The sequence below is a fragment of the Ruegeria sp. H3 genome (genome assembly GCF_056533095.1).
This window is the reverse complement of sequence record NZ_JBQFOD010000004.1, coordinates 253,272-275,231: the sequence shown is the minus strand read 5'-3', so window position 1 is coordinate 275,231 and position 21,960 is coordinate 253,272. Positions and strand designations below refer to the sequence as shown.

20 protein-coding genes are annotated in these 21,960 nt (G+C 56.9%); 11 read left to right on the top strand and 9 right to left on the bottom strand.

All coding sequences use genetic code 11. From position 1 onward, the window contains the following. Positions 1–122 precede the first annotated feature (122 nt). Both ACR0JE_RS07430 and ACR0JE_RS07425 read right to left on the bottom strand, forming a co-directional pair. Complete coding sequence (locus ACR0JE_RS07430; protein ID WP_480543339.1) at positions 123–1,724, bottom strand: BCCT family transporter; 1,602 nt, start codon at positions 1,722–1,724, stop codon at positions 123–125. A gap of 189 nt (positions 1,725–1,913) precedes the next feature. Then, positions 1,914–2,678 carry a DUF3299 domain-containing protein gene (locus ACR0JE_RS07425; protein ID WP_480863698.1) on the bottom strand — a complete coding sequence of 255 codons (765 nt, stop codon included), beginning with the start codon at positions 2,676–2,678 and terminating at the stop codon, positions 1,914–1,916. 216 nt (positions 2,679–2,894) lie between these two features. Here ACR0JE_RS07425 and ACR0JE_RS07420 point away from each other — a divergent pair, with 216 nt between their 5' ends. From ACR0JE_RS07420 to ACR0JE_RS07395, 6 genes are all read left to right on the top strand, one after another. Continuing rightward, complete coding sequence (locus tag ACR0JE_RS07420; protein ID WP_480863697.1) at positions 2,895–3,788, top strand: hypothetical protein; 894 nt, start codon at positions 2,895–2,897, stop codon at positions 3,786–3,788. Positions 3,789–4,015: 227 nt separating this feature from the next. After that, positions 4,016–6,163, top strand: a complete 2,148-nt coding sequence (pnp, locus tag ACR0JE_RS07415) for a polyribonucleotide nucleotidyltransferase (RefSeq protein WP_480863696.1) — start codon at positions 4,016–4,018, stop codon at positions 6,161–6,163. A gap of 268 nt (positions 6,164–6,431) precedes the next feature. Beyond that, complete coding sequence (locus tag ACR0JE_RS07410; protein ID WP_480863695.1) at positions 6,432–8,102, top strand: CdiA C-terminal domain-containing protein; 1,671 nt, start codon at positions 6,432–6,434, stop codon at positions 8,100–8,102. Then, positions 8,102–8,410 carry a hypothetical protein gene (locus ACR0JE_RS07405; protein WP_480545173.1) on the top strand — a complete coding sequence of 103 codons (309 nt, stop codon included), beginning with the start codon at positions 8,102–8,104 and terminating at the stop codon, positions 8,408–8,410. The genes ACR0JE_RS07410 and ACR0JE_RS07405 overlap by 1 nt, the downstream gene beginning before the upstream one ends. 202 nt (positions 8,411–8,612) lie before the next feature. Next, complete coding sequence (locus ACR0JE_RS07400; RefSeq protein WP_480863694.1) at positions 8,613–9,617, top strand: Hint domain-containing protein; 1,005 nt, start codon at positions 8,613–8,615, stop codon at positions 9,615–9,617. Positions 9,618–9,816: 199 nt separating this feature from the next. Further along, positions 9,817–10,506 (top strand): outer membrane protein, encoded by a 690-nt coding sequence (locus ACR0JE_RS07395; RefSeq protein ID WP_480863693.1) that lies wholly within the window; start codon positions 9,817–9,819, stop codon positions 10,504–10,506. A 136-nt stretch (positions 10,507–10,642) separates the two neighbouring features. Here ACR0JE_RS07395 and ACR0JE_RS07390 read toward each other — a convergent pair whose 3' ends face one another. Next, positions 10,643–11,293: a peroxiredoxin gene (locus ACR0JE_RS07390; RefSeq protein WP_480863692.1), complete on the bottom strand. Its 651-nt coding sequence runs from the start codon at positions 11,291–11,293 to the stop codon at positions 10,643–10,645. Positions 11,294–11,506: 213 nt separating this feature from the next. Between ACR0JE_RS07390 and ACR0JE_RS07385 the strand changes: the two genes are divergently transcribed. Beyond that, on the top strand, positions 11,507–12,946 hold the full coding sequence (locus ACR0JE_RS07385; RefSeq protein ID WP_480863691.1) for an aldehyde dehydrogenase family protein: 1,440 nt from the start codon (positions 11,507–11,509) through the stop codon (positions 12,944–12,946). Positions 12,947–13,001: 55 nt separating this feature from the next. Here ACR0JE_RS07385 and ACR0JE_RS07380 read toward each other — a convergent pair whose 3' ends face one another. Beyond that, positions 13,002–13,436: a glyoxalase superfamily protein gene (locus ACR0JE_RS07380; protein ID WP_480863690.1), complete on the bottom strand. Its 435-nt coding sequence runs from the start codon at positions 13,434–13,436 to the stop codon at positions 13,002–13,004. A 177-nt stretch (positions 13,437–13,613) separates the two neighbouring features. Then, on the bottom strand, positions 13,614–14,465 hold the full coding sequence (locus tag ACR0JE_RS07375; protein ID WP_480551083.1) for a methylated-DNA--[protein]-cysteine S-methyltransferase: 852 nt from the start codon (positions 14,463–14,465) through the stop codon (positions 13,614–13,616). A 118-nt stretch (positions 14,466–14,583) separates the two neighbouring features. On the opposite strand from ACR0JE_RS07375, the gene nth reads away from it, so the two are divergent. Both nth and ACR0JE_RS07365 read left to right on the top strand, forming a co-directional pair. Then, a complete protein-coding gene (gene nth, locus ACR0JE_RS07370; protein ID WP_480863689.1) occupies positions 14,584–15,228 on the top strand; it encodes an endonuclease III in 645 nt (214 codons plus the stop codon). Continuing rightward, a complete protein-coding gene (locus tag ACR0JE_RS07365; RefSeq protein WP_480863688.1) occupies positions 15,225–16,214 on the top strand; it encodes an adenosine kinase in 990 nt (329 codons plus the stop codon). The genes nth and ACR0JE_RS07365 overlap by 4 nt, the downstream gene beginning before the upstream one ends. Positions 16,215–16,265: 51 nt before the next feature. Here ACR0JE_RS07365 and trhA read toward each other — a convergent pair whose 3' ends face one another. Both trhA and ACR0JE_RS07355 read right to left on the bottom strand, forming a co-directional pair. Then, positions 16,266–16,913 carry a PAQR family membrane homeostasis protein TrhA gene (trhA, locus tag ACR0JE_RS07360; protein ID WP_480863687.1) on the bottom strand — a complete coding sequence of 216 codons (648 nt, stop codon included), beginning with the start codon at positions 16,911–16,913 and terminating at the stop codon, positions 16,266–16,268. A gap of 90 nt (positions 16,914–17,003) precedes the next feature. Beyond that, positions 17,004–17,489, bottom strand: a complete 486-nt coding sequence (locus ACR0JE_RS07355; RefSeq protein WP_480863686.1) for an RNA pyrophosphohydrolase — start codon at positions 17,487–17,489, stop codon at positions 17,004–17,006. Positions 17,490–17,625: 136 nt separating this feature from the next. On the opposite strand from ACR0JE_RS07355, the gene ACR0JE_RS07350 reads away from it, so the two are divergent. Next, the gene (locus ACR0JE_RS07350) at positions 17,626–19,653 is read left to right on the top strand and encodes a 2,4-dienoyl-CoA reductase FMN-binding domain-containing protein (RefSeq protein WP_480863685.1); all 2,028 of its coding nucleotides are present in this window, start codon (positions 17,626–17,628) and stop codon (positions 19,651–19,653) included. 6 nt (positions 19,654–19,659) lie between these two features. Here the strand turns inward: ACR0JE_RS07350 and ACR0JE_RS07345 are convergent, their stop codons facing one another. Further along, positions 19,660–20,268, bottom strand: a complete 609-nt coding sequence (locus ACR0JE_RS07345; protein WP_480543366.1) for a LysE family translocator — start codon at positions 20,266–20,268, stop codon at positions 19,660–19,662. A gap of 73 nt (positions 20,269–20,341) precedes the next feature. Continuing rightward, positions 20,342–20,782 carry a DUF4399 domain-containing protein gene (locus ACR0JE_RS07340; protein ID WP_480543368.1) on the bottom strand — a complete coding sequence of 147 codons (441 nt, stop codon included), beginning with the start codon at positions 20,780–20,782 and terminating at the stop codon, positions 20,342–20,344. Positions 20,783–21,008: 226 nt separating this feature from the next. On the opposite strand from ACR0JE_RS07340, the gene ACR0JE_RS07335 reads away from it, so the two are divergent. Next, a complete protein-coding gene (locus ACR0JE_RS07335) occupies positions 21,009–21,914 on the top strand; it encodes a LysR family transcriptional regulator (protein WP_170533810.1) in 906 nt (301 codons plus the stop codon). The last annotated feature ends 46 nt before the right edge of the window (positions 21,915–21,960 follow it).

Genomic DNA, 21,960 nt, shown 5'->3' with positions numbered 1-21,960 from the left:
AACTATGAAACAACAACGCGGGTAGAATAGACGGGTTTTGGATTTTCTCTGTGGTTAACCTCACACATAAAAAACGCCCGCCAAATAGGCGGGCGTTTCATTTTCTCATGGCTTAAGGTGTTTTACATCTTCGCCTTTTCTGATTTCAGTGCCAGCCACAGGCAATAGCACATGATCAGAACCACCAGTGTAAACGGTATGCCCGTAGACACCGCAGCACCCTGCAGGGCGGACAGTCCGCCACCCAGCAACAGCGCGATGGCGACCAGACCTTCGAGCGTGCACCAGAAGACCCGCTGGATCACCGGCGCGTCCATCTTGCCGCCTGCGGTGATCGTGTCGATCACCAGCGAGCCCGAATCCGACGAGGTGACAAAGAACACCACGATCAGGACCAACGCGATGGGCGCGACGATCCCGTAAAGCGGCAGCTCTTTCAGGAAGCCGAACAAGGCACCTTCGGGCGCATAGCTGTCGATCACTGTGGCACGCACTCCTTCGGCTCCACCCGCGTTCAACATGTCGATGGCGGCGCCGCCAAAAGTTGACATCCACAGCGCGCAGACCGCTGTCGGAGCCAGTAGCGCGCACAGGATAAACTCACGCACCGTGCGGCCCTTCGAGATGCGGGCGATGAACATGCCCACAAAGGGTGACCACGCGATCCACCAGGCCCAGTAGAAGGTTGTCCAACCATGGAAGTAACTCGTGTCCTCGCGCCCGAAGGGGTTTGACAACGCGGGTAAATGCGTCACGTAATCCACCATGACGTTGAAGTACCGGGCGATGGCGGTGCCGACGCCGGTCACGACGATCACAAAGATGAACAAGCCAACGGCCATGATCATATTGATCTCGCTCAGCCGTTTGACACCTGCATCCATGCCCATCAGAACCGACCCCAAGGCGATCAGCGTGATCCCGATGATCAACAGAACCGTCACGGTCGGGCTGGGTTCGATGCCAAACACCTCGTTCAGTCCAGCCGCCACCTGTTGCGCGCCCAGACCCAGCGAGGTGGTCAGACCGAACAATGTGGCAAATACCGCCAGCGTGTCGATAAGGTGGCCCCACCAGCCCCAAACGCGCTCGCCTAGGATCGGGTAGAAAGCCGACCGCAGGGTCAGCGGCAGGTCCAGATTATAGGCAAAGATCGCAAGGCTCAGACCAACGGCTGCGTAAACCGCCCAACCTTCCAGGCCCCAATGGTGGATCGTGCCCACAATACCGGCGTATTCATTGCCCGGAACCGCGATGTCGATACCCAATGGCACAGCGTTTCCGCCTTCGGCAAAGTTGTAATAGACCGGTTCCATCACGCCAAAGAACAACAGACCGATGCCAATACCGGCGGCGAACATCATCGCAATCCATCCGGCATAGGAATAGTCAGGTTTGGCATCCTTGCCCCCGATCCGAACCTTGCCAACCGGCAGGACGATCAGAACAAGACAGAACAGGGTGATTGCATCGACTGAAAGCACCAGAAACCAGTCAAACGTACTGGTCAACCAGGGACGCAGCCAGCCAAAAAACGTAGCAGCGGATTCCTGATTGGCCAAAGCGATCAGAACGAACGCAAAGATCAGGATACTTGAGATCAAAAAGACAGGATTGTGGATGTCCAGACCGAAGGGGCGGACATTGTCCTGCCCCAGCTCGTATTCGGTCTCAAAATCATAGATCCGTGGATCCGGATCCAGCATTTTCTTGGTTTGAGCCATTCGACTTTCCCTCAGTTTGCTAGGTGCAAACGCCAAGGTCTTCGGTCGGAGGCGGCATCTGTTTTTGTGTTACCTTGGCGCGTTACCGTCCTCACGACCATAGGTCTTGTAGGCCAAGCCTACACTGTCACTAAATTTACACAAAACTATTCTGCTTTTCGAATGTATCTTTTGTCCTGTGGTATCGGGTTAAGGTGCATCGACAGCACCGCTGGACTTTCGCCCCAATGCTGCGCGTAACCGATCATGCAACGTTAGAAATTCATTGAATTGAACCTCCCCGCCGTCCAGAATCTCGGCCTCCTGAACCTCCATGCTGAAGGTTGCGAGCATCGGAACCTGCCCATCGATGACAAATATCTCGTATTCGGTTGGTGCTATCGCCAAACGACCCGTTAGACGCACATACTCATAGTAGCCGGCCGGGGCCCAGTGATCTGAAAGCAGAAGGCGGATCATCTGATTGGGCGGCGGCGGCGGCAGATGGCTGCACATACCGGGCTGAGGCACCAGATAGGCAACCGCGCGACCCTGTTCATCAGGCGCTACGGGGATCACGTAGCCCGCGATCGAAACGATCTGATCGTCGATCACAGGATTGCCTGTGGTATTGGCAGTCTCACGCCGCTGGATCACCGCCTCGCGCTGAGACATGAGCCAGTCGATATCGATTTGATCAGCGACCAGGGCGGCTTCGGTTTCGATCAACATCTCTTGCCATTGCTGTCGTTCTTCCGCGCTACCGACATCCTGTTGCAAGCGTGCACGCAACCGCAGCGCAAACCTGATGTCATCGGCCTGCTCATCATTCAGATCACGAAACGGATCTTCGAAGACCTGCGCTGCGGGGTCAGGCAAGGCGGACCACTCAATAGGTTGGACGGGCGCTGCCAGTGATGGAACGCCTGAAAGGGCCAATATGATGACGGTAAGAAACAGTCGGCAAAAGGTCATCGCACCCTCAGTTATCAGATATGTATGACCATTTATGCAATCCTACGCCGTTTGCCAATTTGGTCCATCCATTAACGACCACATACTTGCGAAGGTCATTTGTGGCTTAGATCCCCTGAAAGCGCCTTGCCAATCAATCTCCTTTAGGTAGATTGCAATCCAATCAACACTAAAGTTTTTTTAGCCATGCATCAGCTGTTTTCTTAAGGCCGCACTGTGATCCTAATTTTCAACTCACTTTTGCTTTCCATTGGCGTATTTCTACGCATGATTGTTCCCGTTCTTTTAGTCAGCTTGGCATCGATACCGGTCTGGTTCGCCTTGAGTTTGGTCACTCTGGGCATGGCCAGTCATGTTAGTGGACCAATCACCGCTGTGTTCATTAGCTTGTTGGGAATGCGGGTCGCCTTGGCATTCAAAGGGGATAGGCGAAGAACGGATTTCAAAACGCTCGCGTTGTATTCCGTTCTCTATGGTATCTGCTTCACGATCACGTTGGCCGCAATTGCCCTCGTCTCAGCTGTCATCGGCCTGATATTCACCCTGTGGCAATTGGGCGAGCCAATATCCCTTGATGCGCTTAAAGAGGCCGCTGAACGAGCTCCGCTTGGGTTCGCTTTTCTGGCTCTGGGCGGACAACTCGTCTTAGCCTATGTCCTGATCGCAGCGGGCTACTCTGCCATGGCCGTTCCAATGGCAAGCGCGGCACGAGGGGCGGGCCATGGCGCACCGAGCCGAGGGTTCTTTAACGGCTTCGGGCGAAACTTCATTCCCTTGTTCTGCATCTTCCTCGTGGCCATCCTACTACAATTCGCCTTCGAGGCTTTCACCTTTTTGCTTGCCCAAATTCCGCTCTTTTTGTCTATTTTTTCAGTCGTATTGACCGGGGATCTTCCCGACTTCGATCTTCAAGTCATTCTCAAAGGACTTGCCTCATGCGCTGCCCTTCTTTGGGTCAACGCCTTGATGTGGTCCGCATCTGCCTTGGCGTTGCTTAAGTTTGAAGGTAACGACACACCGGGCACACCAGCCACACCAGCGCCCGCAGCAAACGCGGAACCAGCACCAGATATTCGGGCTCTGCGCAAATCGCGCGAACGCTCGTTCTAAGGTCCCCCAAACCAAAATGTCGAATCAGGTCGTGTAGGGCCAATGCCCGCTCACGGATGTGAGAGCCCTTCCCTTCGGCCCCAATCTCCTGTATGCGCGCGCTATCTGAGACGTTGTGCCCTGACCCCGGCACTCGAATGGAAGATAAAGTGGGGTCGGCGGCAATGGGGTCGCCATGCAAACCGGAGACCCGCAGGGGCGGGAGTGCTCCGTTCTAGGATACGCATATGTTTGATGTAACGAAGAAATCAATGCAGTGGGGCGAGGAAACGCTGACACTGGAAACCGGCAAGGTTGCCCGTCAGGCTGATGGCAGCGTGATTGCCACGCTGGGCGAAACCAGCGTCATGGCAAACGTGACCTTTGCGCGGGCGCAAAAACCCGGTCAGGACTTTTTCCCGCTGACCGTCCACTATCAGGAAAAATACTATGCCGCCGGTAAAGTTCCGGGTGGCTTCTTCAAGCGTGAGGCGCGCCCGACCGAGAAAGAGACGCTGACCGCGCGTCTGATCGACCGTCCGATCCGCCCGCTGTTCGTTGACGGCTTCAAGAACGAAGTTCTGGTGATGTGCACCGTGCTGTCCCACGATCTGGTCAACGATCCCGACATCGTTGCAATGATCGCTGCATCCGCTGCCCTGACCATTTCCGGCGCGCCGTTCCGTGGCCCGATCGCTGGTGCCCGTGTTGGGTTTGAGGATGGCGAATACGTCCTGAACCCGACCGTCGACGACATGCAGGACCTGCGCCTGAACCCCGAACAGCGTCTGGATCTGGTTGTTGCCGGTACCAAAGACGCCGTGATGATGGTTGAATCGGAAGCCTACGAACTGTCCGAAGCGGAAATGCTGGGCGCCGTAAACTTTGCTCATGAGCAGATCCAGCCGGTCATCGACCTGATCATCTCGCTGGCCGAAGAAGCCGCGAAAGAGCCGTTTGACTTCCAGGCACCGGATTACTCCGAACTGTCCGCTGCCGTTAAGGCCGCCGGTGAAGAGCAGATGCGCGCCGCTTTCGCGATCACCGACAAGCAAGAGCGCACTGCCGCTGTTGCGGCTGCCCGTGAAGCGATCAAGGAAGCGCTGACCGAAGAGCAGTTGGAAGACGGCAACCTCGGTTCTGCGATGAAAAAGCTGGAAGCCGGCATCCTGCGCGGCGACGTCGTCAAGGGTGGCAAGCGGATCGACGGTCGTTCGACTACGGACATCCGTTCGATCGTTGCAGAAACCTCGATGCTGCCGCGTACGCACGGATCCGCCCTGTTCACACGTGGTGAGACTCAGGCGTTGGCCGTGACCACGCTGGGCACTGGCGACGATGAGCAGTTCATCGACGCGCTGCATGGCAACTTCAAATCGAACTTCCTGCTGCACTACAACTTCCCCCCCTATTCGGTTGGTGAAGTTGGCCGCGTGGGTGGCCCCGGTCGACGTGAGATCGGCCACGGCAAGCTGGCATGGCGCGCCCTGCAGGCGGTTCTGCCTGCGGCGACCGACTTCCCTTACACCATCCGTATCGTGTCGGAGATCACCGAATCCAACGGCTCCAGCTCGATGGCGTCGGTCTGCGGCGGTTCGCTGTCGATGATGGATGCGGGCGTTCCGCTAAAAGCCCCGGTTGCCGGTGTGGCCATGGGTCTGATCCTTGAAGATGACGGCGAATACGCCATCCTGTCGGACATTCTGGGTGACGAAGATCACCTGGGCGACATGGACTTCAAGGTGGCGGGCACCGAAAACGGCATCACATCGCTGCAGATGGACATCAAGGTTGCGGGTATCACGCCCGAGATCATGGAGAAAGCCCTGGCGCAAGCCAAGGACGGCCGGATGCACATCCTGGGCGAGATGGGCAAAGCCCTGTCCGAGACCAACGAATTCTCGGTCCACGCGCCGCGCATCGAGACCATGAACATCCCGACCGACAAGATCCGTGAAGTGATCGGCTCGGGCGGTAAGGTCATCCGTGAAATCGTCGAAGTGTCGGGCGCCAAGGTCGACATCAACGACGACGGCGTCATCAAGATCGCCTCGCCAGACGGGGAATCGATCAAAAAGGCCTATGAGATGATCCACTCGATCGTCGCCGAGCCGGAAGAAGGTCAGGTTTACACCGGAAAAGTGGTCAAGATCGTCGACTTCGGTGCCTTCGTGAACTTCTTTGGCAAACGCGACGGTCTGGTCCACGTGTCCCAGATCGAAAACCGCCGCCTGAACCATCCGTCGGATGTTCTGAAGGAAGGCCAGGAAGTAAAGGTCAAGCTGCTGGGCTTTGACGATCGCGGCAAGGTCCGCTTGTCGATGAAAGTGGTCGATCAGGAAACCGGCGAAGAAGTCGTGCCCGAGAAGAAAGAGAAGAAAGAAGACGCACAGTAAACTGCCCTTCTTTTGATCATCAAAGGCCCCGGTTTCGACCGGGGTCTTTTTGTATGGTCGCTTGTGGTAGCGCTCTTCCCTACAAGTGCTCAGTTCATTCCCGATTTCGGCTTCGAGCCCGAAACGACGGATGCTGCGGACCGCATGAATGTCTGTTTAATGACGCGAGCGTGGAGATTCGCTTTCCTCAAGAGCGTTGCGAACGGTGATCTTAGGTTTTCTTCACCATTGGTGAATAGAACCTGTACCGCACCTGCTCGGAGGCTCCATGCAACACAGTTTCAGCGATTTCCTCAGACATGGCGGCGACGGCCAATATGTGCTCGCTCGGCGCGACGGCCGCATCGTTGGTCGCTGCGGGGGGCTATCGCTCAAATCGAGTTTCCCAAACTACTCTGCTTTACGAGCCGATTTGAACGAACGTCTCGACCAGGTGATTTCCGAAAACACTCGGACGCTTCTGAACGCCCTCACATCGCCTGACACAGTACCAACTGTGTCCGCATCCGATCTGAGGGACGTGTCAGACGCAAAGGCAGAAGCACTTAGCGCGTGGGATGCACGTCTAGAGAGTATTTTCAACGAATACCAAAATCATCCGCAACGATTTCGGCCATTGCGAACAGCAATGGAAGAACGTCTCGTGCGGGCATTTGCAGGACTAATCAACCAGCTCCGGCAGGAAAACCTCGGGATTGAGCAATATATCTGGCGCTCGCAAGATGATGCCAAGGTACGTGATAACCACGCTGCATATGAGGACCGTGTTTTCCGATGGGACAATCCCCCAGAAGGCGGCCATCCGGGCGAGGCACATAATTGTCGGTGCTATGCCGAACCTGTTTTGCCGGGAGTACAGAGCAATGTGGTGCTTGCTGATTTTGCACCCGCTGCAAATGGTGTCCCTGCTCTCGACCCAACTGATGCGATACGCGGCTTGCGCGCTCTGACTGGCGTTGGCGCTGCGCTTCTTGCATCTGATGCCTTGCAAGACTGGACAGAAGCTATGCGTGATCGGCGTGTAGATGCGGCAGGGGCGCAACTCGGGGTCGATGTGGCAACTGTCGAAGGCCGCCTGGCTGCAACCGCATATGCCCTCGTGCAAGAAGGAATCAGTAGCGGCGGTTATCCAGTCTTACCCAAGAACCCCGAATTTGCGCGTATCGGCGCAGAGGCCACAGCGATTTACGAGTTGATGAATCCCGGCACCATTCTGGAAACAGGCATTGGCGGCGACCCCGCTAAGCAGCTCGATTTACAGGATTTTATTGAAGCCGCTGGCGAAGCATTTGCGCAAGGTGAATTAAGGCTTCAGGAAGGCGAATTAGCACAAGGCTGGGTCGAGGTGTTCCCCGAACTGACGGAAGATGAACGCCGCTTAGGGCAACTGCCAGGCTTCACTCCGGAACGTATCGAACAATGGCTTGAAACGTACCCGATTGAAGAGCTTGGTTTGCCTAATCACACCGGATCGCCGATCCCTGATGATCCGGCCGACAACATCATCTCTACTCCGATCCCTGCGGAAACAGGGCCGAACATTGTTGCGGTCAGGCCAGGTGATCCGACACCAATCAATCCCAATTCAGATGAGGCGACACAACGCGGGCATCAGCGAGAAAATGATTCTGCCCAGATTTTGGGGCAAAATGGCTTTGACATCATTCAGAACCCGGCGGTCGACGGGCCAAAAAACCCTGATTATTTGATCAACGGAGAGATTTACGATCACTACGCGCCGTCGACGGACCGCGCGCGAAACATCTGGTCAGAAGTCAAAGACAAAATTGATGAGGGTCAGACTGCAAACATCGTCATCGGCCTTTATGATAGCAATGTAGATGAAGACGCCCTTAGACAGCAGTTTGAGAACTGGCCCATTGAAGGGCTTGGCGATGTGATTATCGTTCGCCGTAACGGAACCATTGGGAGGCTGTGATGGCAATTGAGTACACGATATATACCGATCTGGACATCGAAACGTTGAAGAGTCGTACCGAAGCTGCTGCCAAAGGCACGCAGGACCTTTGGGCGGGCTGGTGGGTTTATGATGATCTAGGGCCGTTTCACGAGGAAATCATGGAGGATTACGGTGACCAGAAAGGGTACAAAACAAAAATGAGATCGCGCCATTTCAAGGGCCGAGATATAGAAGCACGCGCCAGATTAATTGAGTTTTTTGACTCTTTGCCAGGAAGGAAACTCATTTTGAACGGCGACAGCTTCGTCGAATATCGGGAGAGCTAAGAGCAGCCATTGGTGAGGCCGCGGCAAAAGGCGGGTTTGTCCGCTCTGCGTCGAACGCAACACTGGACGATGCGGATTCCCCTCACAGTCCCACCTACGAAACAACCGCACCGCGGATTGGTAAATCAATTGTTAACTCTTATCGCGTGTATTTGCTCAACCTTAAGGTTTGTTTTGTCGTTTCCAGGGATGCCTTTCGATCGTGGCCTCAGTTACCGTATTCGAAATCAGTGCGGACCCGTTCAGCAATCGTAGCGTCGACATCACGCAGGCGTATTCGGTTGAGATCATCGACAATGATGCCTTCCTCCAAGACCCTGACCCAGACAGCGCACAGCTTGATTTGACATCCCTGCCCGGGTTTTCGGGCTCGTCCCAGAACTTCAGCACGTTCGAAAGCTATACGGGCACAGTTAATGGGGCGCCGGTGCGCTTTACCCTGATCCAGTTCAGCAACCCGCGATACATCATCGTCACCTCGGGGCAGGCTGCGCTGGGTGACACAATCTCGGATACCGGCTTTGCTGGAACCGCTCAGTCGGCGGCGTATCAATCCCTGCCCTCCTTCGTGTGTTTCACGTCGGGGTCTCTGATCCTGACACCCAATGGCCTCCGCAAGGTCGAGACGTTGCAACCCGGCGATCCGGCCTGCGTTGCCCAAGGTCAAACCCGCGTCATCCGCTGGATCGGCCGACGTCGCCTAAGCCGCCTCGATTTGCAGGCCAACCCCCATTTATGCCCGGTTCGGATCAAGGCAGACAATTTTGGCCACGGTTGCCCGCGCCGCGATTTGCTGGTCTCTCCACAACACCGGATCGCCGTCACGTCCCCCGTAATGGAGCTGACACATTGCGAACCGCTCATGCTGGCCACAGCGAAAGCGCTGATCAACCAGAACACTATAACGCAGGAAACACCCGAGAACGGTGTTGAATACATCCACATCCTGTTCGACCGGCATGAGCTGGTGAATGTAGAAGGACTGTGGTCTGAATCCTTTTTTCCCGGCGATACAACCGTCAATGCAATGGCTCCTGCAACCAGCCGAGAACTGTTCGAACTGTTTCCGGATCTTTCGAAAGGGGCAGTAGGCTACGGGTCAACAGTGCTGCCTGTGCTGAAAAACTACGAGGCGCGAGCGCTGCAATCCGTTCTCACCGCGCCACAGTTGGAGATGCAGCACCACGCCCAAGAGAAAGCGGCGTAACGCATACGACACCAATTGCCCTGCACCGCGGAATCGACACACCTCCAATCGAGGGATGCAGGAACAACTTGGAACAGGAATTTATTCCCTCACCAGCTCCCAATTTAGAGTGATCCAACGTGAAGGCCCGCTGCCTTTTCTTCTGATCTTGCCCGCTCATATTGCTGCGAGAAACCAATCGGAACAAAGGACAACGATCATGGTCATTCGCGGTATTCTAGCATCGGCAACCCTGGCCCTTGCCGCAACGCATGCCTCAGCTCAAAGCCTGACTGATGGTGCATATATACAGGGGTTTCTGGGCTATAGTCAGCTTCAGGACAGCGACTTCTCGGGCACGATCGGAGGCGCAACACAATCTGTCGATACCGATTTCGATGCAGGATATGGTATTGGTATCGCGATCGGTAAAGAAATTCCGCAATGGTCAAATGACCGGATCGGCACTCGCCTGGAACTGGAACTGTCCTATCGCGACAATGATGTCGATGGCGTAAACTTCTCGGGCAACGGGCCAGCGCCAGAAGGCAATATTTCGGGCGATATCGCGCAAACCTCTTTGTTTGCCAATGTTCTGTTTGATTTCAAACAGTCCGGTAAGGTTACCCCGTTTGCTGGCTTTGGTCTGGGCGCTACCTATTCTGACATCGACTTTGCCTACGGCCCGGGCGTCGCTCTTAATGACAGCGATACCAACTTCGCTGCTCAATTGATCGCGGGTGTGGCCTATGAAATCAACGCGTCCACCGCCTTCACGGTTGATGCCCGTTATTCACGCGCTTTCGATGTGTCGTCGGCCCGCTTGGCCCCCAACGGCGCGCTGACTGGCACGGTCGAAGATGATCTGGATACGTTCAGTGTGAACTTCGGGCTGCGCTACAGTTTCTGATCCGCTAAAGTTCTGCGGCTGCGTGCACCCCAGAGGGCCCGAAGCCACTTGCTTCATCTGGCCACAAATATCCTCGGGGGGAGTCGCGCCACTAGGCGCGACGGGGGGCAGACAGCCCCCCTGACCCGGTCCCGCCTTACGACGGGGCCTTGGTCTTACGCAGATAGGGAAAGATCGTTTCAAACTCACCAAATTTCGCCTTGGCATCTTCGTTTGAAACGCTCGGCGGGATAATCACATCTTCGCCCGGAATCCAGTTGGCAGGCGTCGCCACACCTTTGGCCGACATCTGCAACCCGTCCAGCGCCCGCAGGATCTCGGCAAAGTTCCGGCCCACAGTCATCGGGTAGGTCATTGACAGTTTTAGCTGCTTGTCGGGCCCGATGATAAAAACAGACCGTACTGTGGCACTATCGGCCGGCGTGCGGCCATCGGGCAGGTAGGCTTCGGCAGGCAGCATGTCAAAGGCTTTGGAAACAGCCAGACCATCGTCGGCAATAATCGGAAAGCCGGGATTGGCCTTGCCGTATTCCTCGATATCCTTCTTCCACTTGATGTGGTCTTCGACCCCATCGACCGAGACACCAATCACCTTGGTGTTGCGTGCAGCCCATTCGTCGTTCAGCTGAGCCACGGCCGAGAACTCGGTCGTGCAAACCGGGGTAAAGTCCTTTGGGTGCGAAAACAGGATCGCCCAGCTGTCACCAATCCAATCGTGAAATTGAATGGTGCCCTGATCTGTTTCTGCGGTAAAATTCGGGACCGTGTCGTTGATGCGCAAACCCATGGGGCATCTCCTTCTTTGGTTACTGACCGAGTCGAATGCTGTGAACCTAACCACTTTGCGCCAGAGTTAAACCTTCCGCAAATCCAGCTTTGCTTTTTTCTGAGTAAGTACCCGTAGGAAATTTGATCAAATTCTCCTCTTGTCGCGCGCCGGGGTCGGTGACAGTGTGTGCGCAACCCCAGTTTAGGACATCACGATCCCGGAGGATTCGCCATGATCGAAAAGCGTAATTTCTATATCAACGGTGAATGGGTTGCCCCGTCCCAAGCCCATGATTTTGAGGTGATCAACCCATCGACCGAAGACCCCTGTGCAGTGATTTCACTGGGGTCCGAGGCGGATACTAACGCAGCGGTGGCAGCAGCCAAATCCGCGCTGCCCGGCTGGATGGCCACTCCAGTCGAACAGCGGATCGCGCTGGTCGAAAAACTGATCGAGATTTACCAGACGCGCAGCGAAGATCTGGCCCAAGCCATGTCGCTTGAGATGGGCGCGCCCATCGATATGGCCCGCACACAGCAGGCCGGTGCCGGAACATGGCATCTGCAAAACTTCATCAAAGCCGCCAAAGCCTTTTCGTTTGAACGGCCCCTGGGTGATCACGCGCCAAATGACCGCATCATTTACGAAGCAGTAGGCGTCGCGGCCCTGATCACCCCCTGGAACTGGCCGATGAACCAGATCACGCTCAAGGTGGGGGCAGCTGCAATTGCGGGATGCACCATGGTGCTGAAACCCTCAGAACAAAGCCCGCTGAACGCGATGATCTTTGCCGAAATGATGGATGAGGCAGGTTTCCCACCCGGCGTGTTCAACCTTGTGAACGGTGACGGGGTCGGGGTTGGCTCGCAACTTTCAGCACACCCCGATGTGGATATGGTCAGCTTCACCGGCTCGACCCGTGCCGGGACGGCCATCTCCAAAAATGCGGCAGATACCCTGAAGAAGGTCCATCTGGAATTGGGCGGCAAAGGCGCGAACCTGGTTTTTGCCGATGCGGATGAGAAAGCTATAAAGCGCGGCGTGCTGCATATGATGAACAACACGGGCCAAAGCTGCAACGCCCCCAGCCGAATGCTGGTGCAGCGCCCGATCTACGATCAAGCCGTTGAAACTGCTGCTGAGGTGGCCAATTCCGTATCTGTCGCTAGCGCGGCGGAGGAAGGCCGTCATATCGGGCCTGTGGTGAACGAACTTCAGTGGACCAAGATTCAAGATCTGATCCAGAAAGGTATCGACGAAGGCGCGCGCCTTGTCGCCGGTGGCACCGGGCGGCCCGACGGGCTGAACAAGGGCTACTATGTCCGCCCCACGGTCTTTGCCGACGCCAACAACCAGATGACCATCGCGCGCGAGGAAATCTTTGGCCCGGTTCTGACCATGATCCCCTTCGACACCGAAGAAGAAGCAGTCGAGATAGCAAATGACACACCCTATGGTCTGACCAACTATGTCCAGACACAAGACGGCGGGCGCGCCAACCGCATGGCAAGGGTATTGCGGTCAGGCATGGTTGAGATGAACGGTAAATCGCGCAGCGCTGGGTCGCCGTTCGGCGGCATGAAGCAATCCGGAAACGGGCGCGAGGGCGGCGTCTGGGGGTTGGAAGACTTCCTGGAAGTCAAAGCCGTCGGCGGCTGGGTTGCTGAGTAACTCAACGCGTAATTAGTCATGAAAGGGCGAGGCGCATCCAGTGCCTCGCCCCTTTTTATGCCGGTTGAACAACAAGCTGAGGCTCGCCGTCCGAGGTGCACCGGGTGGATCGGCCATCCCAACCGATCACACCTGTAACGCGCTGCCGGATCGCCGAAAAACTGTCGAACCGCACCACATCCACGGGCGCATCGAATTGCAGGGTCAACCGACGCTGCGCGCCATCGCCCAGAACAGTCAGACCGCGAATTTCGGCGGTGAAGGGCTGACCCAGGTACCGGCCCTTGACCCGGTCACCCACGCGCAGATGCATCCGGTTTCCCGCGATTGCCGTCAGCGTGTTCCAATCCCGTACACCGTGCTGCCGGGCCAGAAGCTCCAGCGCCGCACTGTGCGATACGAAAACCCCAGTGGTTTTCAAAGCCTCCCGCAGGCGTTTCGCTTGTGATTTTAGCTCCGTCACCGGAGCGATTGAGTCAGATCGTGTCATCATGTGCCTCGTTTTCTGTAACGGGCGCGAAATCAGAACGGGGTTCGCATTTCCATCCACGCGCCAGAAAAGGGCAACAGATGTTCATTCAAACGGGTTTCACCAAAGCCAAGGGCCGCGAACGGCAGGAGACCCGAACCTGTCGCGCCTTTTGGCGATGTTTGGATCACTTGTCAATCAGGCGTCAGCTTGCGCGGCTTCATAGGCCAGCATCGCCCGCTTGACGGGCAAGCCCCAGTGATACCCACCAAGGCCGCCTGATTTGCGTAGCGCCCGGTGGCAGGGGATCAGCCAACTTACCGGGTTGCGCCCGACCGCCGTTCCGACTGCACGAACGGCCTGTGGCGAGCCAACCCGCTGCGCAATTTCAGAATAGGTGGTGACTTGACCCGAAGGGATGTGCATCAGCGCCTCCCACACTTTGATCTGCAGGGGTGAGCCGATCAGGTACAATGGCGTCGGCTGCAAACGGTCGCTGACCGACCCAAAGGCGCTCAGAACCCAGGGCCGCAGGTGCATTGGATCCTCGACGAACGCAGCCTGTGGCCAGCGCGACAGCATATCCTCCATCGCCTCTTCCTCGCCAGTCTCGGCCCCGAAGGCCATGCCGCAGATGCCCTTGTCGGTGCCCATGACCAGCGCAGGGCCAAAGGGACTTTCGAACCAGCCCCAATAGATCGTCAGATCCGCGCCTTTGCGGGCGTATTCGCCGGGGCTCATGGATTCCCATTTCAGGAACAGGTCGTGCAGGCGACCGCTGCCAGACAGGCCGACGTTATGGGCGGTCTCCAACGTGGTGAACCGTTCCCGCAGCAACGCCTTGGCGTGGCCCAGTGTCAGATATTGCTGGTACCGCTTCGGCGACACCCCGGTCCAGCGCGAGAACAGGCGCTGGAAATGGGCAGGGCTCATATCCATCTGTTGCGCCAGTTCCTCAAGGCTGAGGCCCTCGCCGCCCTGATCGATCAGCTCGATTGCGCGTCGCATGACGTTGTAGTGATAGCCGCTTTCCGGGGTCTGGATGTTCATGGTTCTCACCTCATTCTGTGGCCTAAACCATAGCGCGCGAGACACGTCCAAGCGACCCGGAACTTGCGCATTGGCTTTGGGCTTGTGTCATTGGCCCTTGGGCGGCATTAAGGCTCGGATGGCAAAGCAACTCGATTACCACACGATCCGCGAGATCTTTACGCGCTTTCAGGAGGCCGACCCGGAACCCAAGGGCGAGCTGGAGCATGTGAACGTCTATACTCTGGTCGTCGCCGTAGCGCTGTCGGCGCAGGCGACTGATGCGGGCGTCAACAAAGCCACGCGTGAGCTGTTCAAGATCGCAGATACTCCGCAAAAGATGTTGGATCTGGGCGAAGAGGGCCTGATCGAGCATATCAAAACCATCGGCCTGTTCCGCCAGAAGGCGAAGAACGTCATCAAGCTCAGCCGCATACTGGTTGAGGACTATGATGGCGAGGTCCCCAACTCCCGCGCCGCGCTGCAATCGCTGCCCGGTGTCGGGCGCAAGACGGCCAATGTGGTGCTTAACATGTGGTGGCGGCAACCGGCGCAAGCGGTGGACACGCATATCTTTCGTGTTGGCAACCGCACTGGTATTTGCCCCGGCAAAGACGTAGACGCTGTCGAACGCGCCATCGAGGACAATGTTCCAGCCGACTTTCAACTCCATGCACATCACTGGCTGATCCTGCACGGGCGCTATCACTGCAAAGCGCGCAAGCCGCAATGCCCGACCTGCATCATCCGTGATCTCTGTCAATTCGAGGACAAGACCCTATGAAAACCTACCAACTGACCGGCATCGGAAATGCCGTTGTGGATGTCATTTCCCAGGCCGATGACAGTTTCCTGGAACTGATGGGCATTGAAAAAGGCATCATGCAACTGATCGAGCAGGAGCGCGGCGAAGTGCTCTATGCCTCGATGGAGGGGCGGGTGCAGACGCCGGGCGGCTCGGTCGCGAACACCATTGCGGGCGCGGGTGCGCTGGGTCTGGATGCAGCCTTTATTGGCCGTGTGCATGATGACGCGCTAGGTCGCTTCTATGCCGATGCGATGAACGAAGACGGCGTGGATTTCGTGAACCCGCCTGTGCCGGGTGGCGAGTTGCCGACCTCACGCTCGATGATATTTGTCTCACCCGATGGTGAGCGGTCGATGAACACCTATTTGGGTATTTCCTCGGAACTGTCGTCTCAGGACGTCTCGGATCAGGTTGCCGGACACAGCCAGATCATGTTCCTTGAGGGGTATCTGTTCGACAAGGAAAAGGGCAAAGCTGCGTTTCTTGAGGCCGCGCGCGCCTGCCACAAGGGCGGAGGCAAGGCCGGTATCGCCATTTCCGATCCTTTCTGCGTCGAGCGTCACCGGGTCGATTTCCTGCTGCTGATCGAGAATGAGCTGGACTTCGTGATCGGCAACGAGGCAGAGATCAAATCTCTGTTTGAAACCGACGATCTGGAAGAAGCGCTGACCAAAACGGCCGAGATTTGCCCGCTGGTCGTGTGCACCCGGTCGGGCGACGGCGTGACCGTGCTGCACGAGGGTCAGCGCGTGGATGTGGCGGTCGAAAAGGTGGTTCCGGTGGATGCAACCGGCGCAGGCGATCAGTTCGCGGCCGGTTTCCTGTTTGGCATGGCCACAGGTCGGGATTTTGAGACCTGCGCCAAGATCGGCAATGTCTGTGCCCGCGAAGTGATCAGCCATATCGGTCCGCGCCCTGAAGCGAATATGGTTGAGCTGCTTAGAAGCGAGGGATTGCTTTAAGCGGTTCTGCTTAGCGACCTTAATAAGGCCGGAGCGCACGCTCCGGCCTTTTCATATGTCCGAAAACAGCGCGAGCCAAATACCCACGAACATGAAGATCCCGCCGATATTCACACAGGTATGCCAAATCGCATAACGAAACGGCATGGTTTTTCGCGCATAGAAAACCGTTCCGATTACATAGCTGGCAGCCCCGGCCACGATACACCACAGGGTCGCCACCGGAACAGTCGTCATATCGGGCATCGCGCTTAATCCAATGGCCCCAAGCCCAAGATAGGAGGCGGTCGACCATTTGGATTTGATGGTTTCATTTGCGATCTTGTTCCAGACCGCCACAATGGTCAGACCCCAGCACAGCCAAAGCAAGGTCATGGTCCACGTCGTACCCGCCTGAACGAAGAAGGGCGTAAACGTTCCGCAGATACTGGGGTAGATTGCTGCATGATCGATCCGGCGCAACACCGGGCGAAGATCATGCCAGGGGGCGAAGTGATAGGCCCAGGACGCCAGGTTCGAGACCAACGCGCACAGAACATAGACCACAACCGCAAGAAACAAAGCCGTCTCAAGTCGGGCATAGGCATTGATCACAAGAACGCTGCCCGCTGACAGGATCAGCAGTAACCCGACCGCATGAACGGCCATGTCTGCACTACGGTGTGCCCGAGCGGTGCTTGGAAAGGTCGTATACGTCATGAGAAGCCCGAAAATGCCATCTCCGCGCTACCCATCAGCCCGGGAAATGTCCAACCTTCCCTAACGTTAGGCCTCACGCAAAGGGTGGGTTCAGGACAGATGCGTCTTGAACGCGCTCAGAACCTGTTCGTAGACATCTCGTTTGAATGGCACGATCTCGTTCACCAGTTGGCTGGGGGCTTGCCATTTCCATTGGGTGAATTCGGGATGATCCGTGGCAATATTGATCTGATCATCGGTCCCGATGAAACGCAGCAGGAACCACTTCTGCTCTTGCCCCCGATAACGGCCTTTCCAGATTTTCGGCACAATCTCGTGCGGCAGATCATAGGGCAGCCAGCCTTCGGTTTCGGCGATGATCTCGACCAGGTCAGCAGACACCCCGGTTTCTTCCCTAAGCTCGCGCAGGGCCGCATCGCGCGGGTCTTCAGCCTTGTCCACCCCACCCTGCGGCATCTGCCATGCGTCTTGTGGGCCGTCGTTTCGCATACCCACAAAAATCCTGCCGTCGGCATTCATCAGCATCAGCCCAACGCAGGGGCGATAGGGCAGTTTGGCAATCTCATCAGGGGTCATATGTGGCCTCGTCACTTGTCCGGCCAACCTCTAACAAGGGTACAAGCGCCCGCAAAGGGGGTGACGTTAGGTTTCGCGTGACAAAGGTGACGTGCAGGTCAATTTAGTTCGCAACTTCGGGAGGGAGAGTTTTGCCATGACTGCGTACCCAAACATGCTGGCCCCGCTGGATCTGGGCTTTACCAGGCTGAAGAACCGCGTGCTGATGGGCTCGATGCATACCGGGCTGGAAGAAACCGGTGACTGGAACCGCGTGGCCGAGTTCTACGCAGACCGGGCGCGCGGCGGTGTAGCATTGATGGTGACAGGCGGCATCGGTCCAAACCTCGAAGGCTCGGTTCTGCCCGGCGCATCGATGATGACTAATGACAAGGAAGTAGCGAACCATTCTATGGTGACGCAGCGCGTGCATGAAGCAGGCGGCAAAATCGCGATGCAAATCCTGCACGCAGGGCGCTATGCCTATGGCCCGAAATGCGTTGCCCCCAGCCCGGTGAAATCCCCGATTTCTCCTTTCCCCCCTCATGAGCTGGACGAAGATGGCATTGAGAAACAGATCAACGACATCGTGAATGCTGCGGTTCTGGCGCAAAAGGCTGGCTATGATGGCGTCGAGATCATGGGGTCCGAGGGGTACTTTCTGAACCAGTTCCTGGTAACGCACACCAATAAGCGCGAGGATCGCTGGGGCGGTTCTTATGAAAACCGTATGCGCCTGCCGATTGAGGTGGTGCGCCGCACGCGCGCGGCTGTGGGCACGGATTTCATCATCATCTACCGCCTGTCGATGATCGATCTGGTACCCGATGGCTCGACGCATGACGAGGTTGTGCAACTGGCGCAAGAGATTGAAAAGGCCGGGGCCACGATCATCAACACCGGCATCGGTTGGCATGAGGCGCGCATACCAACCATTGCAACCAGCGTACCACGCGCGGCGTTTGCTTGGGTGACCAAGAAGCTGATGGGCAAGGTATCGATCCCGGTTATTACCTCGAACCGGATCAACACGCCCGAAGTGGCCGAAGAGGTTCTGGCAACCGGCTGCGCCGACATGGTGTCGCTGGCCCGGCCCATGCTGGCGGATGCGGATTTTGTAAACAAGGCCATCGCGGGGCAGTCGGCGCAAATCGCGCCCTGCATTGCCTGCAATCAGGCCTGTCTGGATCACACATTCAGCGGCAAGCTGACGTCGTGCCTGGTCAACCCGCGCGCCTGCCACGAAACCGAATTGGTGATCGAGGAAGCCGAAGCACCAAAATCCGTCGCAATCGTTGGGGCGGGTCCGGCGGGTTTGTCAACCGCAATGACCGCAGCCCAGCGCGGCCACAGCGTCACCCTGTTCGACCGCGCGCCCGAGGTCGGCGGGCAACTCAACATGGCCAAACAGGTTCCGGGGAAAGAGGAGTTCTGGGGCCTTGTCGATTGGTACCGCACCATGATGGACGATCTGGGCGTAAACGTGGAACTGAACCGCGAGGTCAGCGTGGATGACCTGACCGGCTTTGATGAGGTGGTCATCGCCACCGGCGTCACGCCCCGCGATCCGGAAATCCCCGGTCAGGATCGGGACAACGTGCTCAGCTATATCGACGTGCTGCGCAACAATGCTGATGTCGGAAAATCGGCGGCTGTGATCGGCGCGGGTGGCATCGGGTTTGACGTCTCTGAATTCCTGCTGGAGGACGGGCACAGTGCGACCACCGATCTGCCGCTATGGATGAAGGAATGGGGCGTGACAGACCCTGCCGAACACCGCTCGGGCCTTGCACCCGAAGGACCACAGCCCGAAGCGCCAGCCCGTCAGATCACCCTGCTACAACGCAAGAAACAGGCGCATGGCAAGGGTTTGGGCAAGACCACTGGTTGGATTCACCGCGCGACGCTGAAGATGAAGGATGTCAATTTTGTTGGCGGCGTGAACTACGAGCGGATCGACGAAGATGGCCTGCATGTCAGCTTTGGCGAAGAGCGCGCCGACCCCACGGTGATTGCGGCGGACACGATTGTCCTGTGCGCAGGTCAGGTCTCGGACCGGAGCCTCGCCGATGCACTGATTGATCGCGGGATTACCCCGCATGTAATCGGCGGCGCTGACGTGGCGGCCGAACTGGATGCCAAACGGGCGATCAATCAGGGGACAAGACTGGCGGCAGCGCTTTAGGCGCTGTCAGTCAGATAGGGCAAGCTTGACCCCAAGCGCACCAAAAGTTGTGGCAAAGCAGCGTTTGATCCATGCCATGACCGATGGGCGGTGGACGATATAGTCACGTGCAAACGCAGCACATGCGCCATACACAACAAAAACAACAAACGTCATTACCATAAAGACGGCGGCAAGTTGAACCAGCGCCAGACCCGCATGGGCTGTGTCAGTTGGTACGAACTGAGGCAGGAAGGCTAGAAAGAACAGCGACAGTTTGGGATTCAACACGTTGATCAACGTGCCGGTCACGGCGATCTTAAGGTAGCTTCGGGTGGATTTATTGGCATTCACTTCCATCGCACCGCCGTCGCGGAAAATTCCCCAAGCCATATAGAACAGGTACAACACTCCAAGGTATTTGAGCACCTGAAAGGCCAAAGCGCTTGTATGTAACAGTGCCGCCAGACCAACGATGCTTGCCAAAGCCGCTGGAAGGATACCAATGGTACACCCAACCGCTGCCGCGACGCTGGCGCGGAACCCACGCCCAAGGCCAATCGCCAACGTGTAGATCACACCCGTACCGGGCAATAGCACAACGATCAAAGACGTGAATAGAAACTCAAGCGACATGGAACCCTCCGGCTGGTCTGCGCAGAGTTCATCACTTCTGATGGGATGTAAACAGTGGCCGCGAACGCGCCGCTTATTCCACGGTAATCGTGATCACCTCGGACACCACAGGTGGATTATGCGGCACGTGGCCCGCATCCCCCAGCACCAGTTGCAGCGTATGCTGCCCGGCAGGCAGGTCCAATGTCACCTCAGTCTGGCCGCCGCCAAAATGCATATGATTGTCGTCGGCGGGCAGGCCATAGGCCAACTCATCCGCGCCGTCTTCGCCCTCACCAATCGGTGGGCGGTTGATCAGCAGGTGGTGATGGCCTGTATTCTCAGCCTCAGTTCCTGCAGGCGCGACACCCATTCCGCTGAGGCCAAAGACCACCGTGACCGGAGATTGAACGCTGTCGCCATCCGCAAGATTCACAAAATAGACCTTGGCATCGGGATTCGAAGGGGTCTCACCCCCAGCCCAGACAAAACTTGCGCTCAGACAGAACGCGGCGGTGAATAGAAACGATTTCATTAACTCCTCCCAGGTCACAAAATTGCCATTCTAACCATAGCACAAACGCGAAATTATGTAGAATTCGGTGCTTATCGCCGATGCTGACGGATCGGAAACCACTGTTTCCGCGTTTCTGAACTGCAAACGATCCGATTCAAAACCCTGATATTATCCCATGTCTGCCCCGTTTCCGCCCAGATTCGGAACCAATATCACCTTCGAGAGCAAGACCTGGGGAACGAGTATGGATCGACTGACCGAAATGGAAGCCTTCGCCAACGTGGTGGACCAAGGTGGCTTCACCGATGCGGCCAAGAAGATGGGTATCTCCAAATCGGCAGTGTCGAAACACGTGTCGAGCCTTGAGGCGCGGCTGGGTGCACGGCTGTTGAACCGCACGACGCGCCGGGTTTCACCAACCGAGATCGGGCTGGCCTATTATGACCGCGCGCGCCGCGTTCTGAATGATGCGGGCGAGGCGGATGCGCTGGTCACTTCGATGCAATCGGCACCATCGGGCCTGCTGCGCATCAGCGTTGCGACCGATTTTGGCGTCAATCACCTGTCGCCTGTCCTGTCCGAATTTCTGTCAGCCTATCCCGACATCACCGTGAACATGGTTTTGAATAACCGATATGTTGAGCTGATATCCGAAGGCTTTGACGTGGCGGTCCGCATTGGAGAACTGGAAGACAGCACCCTTCGCGCCCGCAAGCTAACAGAAACCGTCAAACGCATGGTTGCGGCGCCCAGTTACATCGAAAAGTTCGGGCGCCCGCAAAAGATCGACGATCTGAACGAACACAAGCTGTTGCACTACTCCAGCCAATCCTCGGGCAGTGTGTGGAAACTGACCGCACCTTCGGGTGAAAAACGGCAGGTCCGCACCGCCGGCTGGCTAAGTGTGAATGACGGGCAGTCCCTTTTGAATGCCGCAATTTCGGGCTTGGGCATCGCCCACCTGCCCAGTTACCTGTATGCGGATGCGTTGAAATCTGGCCTTGTGCTGGATGCCATGCCATCGCTACCGGATGAGGTGCAGGGGGTATATGCGGTCTATCCTCCCGGCCGCTTTACCCAGCCGAAAGTGCGCGCATTCATTGATTTTCTGGTCGAATCCTTCAACGAGAAGGGTCCGATGGATTGGTAAGTTTCTCCCTGTGAACTGGAACGGCCCGTGCAGAAATGTGCGGGTC

Coding starts and splice junctions, on each gene's coding strand:
- ACR0JE_RS07430 (WP_480543339.1), bottom strand. CDS start 1,724: ATGGCTCAAACCAAGAAAATGCTGGATCCGGATCCACGGATCTATGAT.
- ACR0JE_RS07425 (WP_480863698.1), bottom strand. CDS start 2,678: ATGACCTTTTGCCGACTGTTTCTTACCGTCATCATATTGGCCCTTTCA.
- pnp (WP_480863696.1), top strand. CDS start 4,016: ATGTTTGATGTAACGAAGAAATCAATGCAGTGGGGCGAGGAAACGCTG.
- ACR0JE_RS07410 (WP_480863695.1), top strand. CDS start 6,432: ATGCAACACAGTTTCAGCGATTTCCTCAGACATGGCGGCGACGGCCAA.
- ACR0JE_RS07405 (WP_480545173.1), top strand. CDS start 8,102: ATGGCAATTGAGTACACGATATATACCGATCTGGACATCGAAACGTTG.
- ACR0JE_RS07395 (WP_480863693.1), top strand. CDS start 9,817: ATGGTCATTCGCGGTATTCTAGCATCGGCAACCCTGGCCCTTGCCGCA.
- ACR0JE_RS07390 (WP_480863692.1), bottom strand. CDS start 11,293: ATGGGTTTGCGCATCAACGACACGGTCCCGAATTTTACCGCAGAAACA.
- ACR0JE_RS07385 (WP_480863691.1), top strand. CDS start 11,507: ATGATCGAAAAGCGTAATTTCTATATCAACGGTGAATGGGTTGCCCCG.
- ACR0JE_RS07380 (WP_480863690.1), bottom strand. CDS start 13,436: ATGACACGATCTGACTCAATCGCTCCGGTGACGGAGCTAAAATCACAA.
- ACR0JE_RS07375 (WP_480551083.1), bottom strand. CDS start 14,465: ATGAACATCCAGACCCCGGAAAGCGGCTATCACTACAACGTCATGCGA.
- nth (WP_480863689.1), top strand. CDS start 14,584: ATGGCAAAGCAACTCGATTACCACACGATCCGCGAGATCTTTACGCGC.
- ACR0JE_RS07365 (WP_480863688.1), top strand. CDS start 15,225: ATGAAAACCTACCAACTGACCGGCATCGGAAATGCCGTTGTGGATGTC.
- trhA (WP_480863687.1), bottom strand. CDS start 16,913: ATGACGTATACGACCTTTCCAAGCACCGCTCGGGCACACCGTAGTGCA.
- ACR0JE_RS07355 (WP_480863686.1), bottom strand. CDS start 17,489: ATGACCCCTGATGAGATTGCCAAACTGCCCTATCGCCCCTGCGTTGGG.
- ACR0JE_RS07350 (WP_480863685.1), top strand. CDS start 17,626: ATGACTGCGTACCCAAACATGCTGGCCCCGCTGGATCTGGGCTTTACC.
- ACR0JE_RS07345 (WP_480543366.1), bottom strand. CDS start 20,268: ATGTCGCTTGAGTTTCTATTCACGTCTTTGATCGTTGTGCTATTGCCC.
- ACR0JE_RS07340 (WP_480543368.1), bottom strand. CDS start 20,782: ATGAAATCGTTTCTATTCACCGCCGCGTTCTGTCTGAGCGCAAGTTTT.
- ACR0JE_RS07335 (WP_170533810.1), top strand. CDS start 21,009: ATGGATCGACTGACCGAAATGGAAGCCTTCGCCAACGTGGTGGACCAA.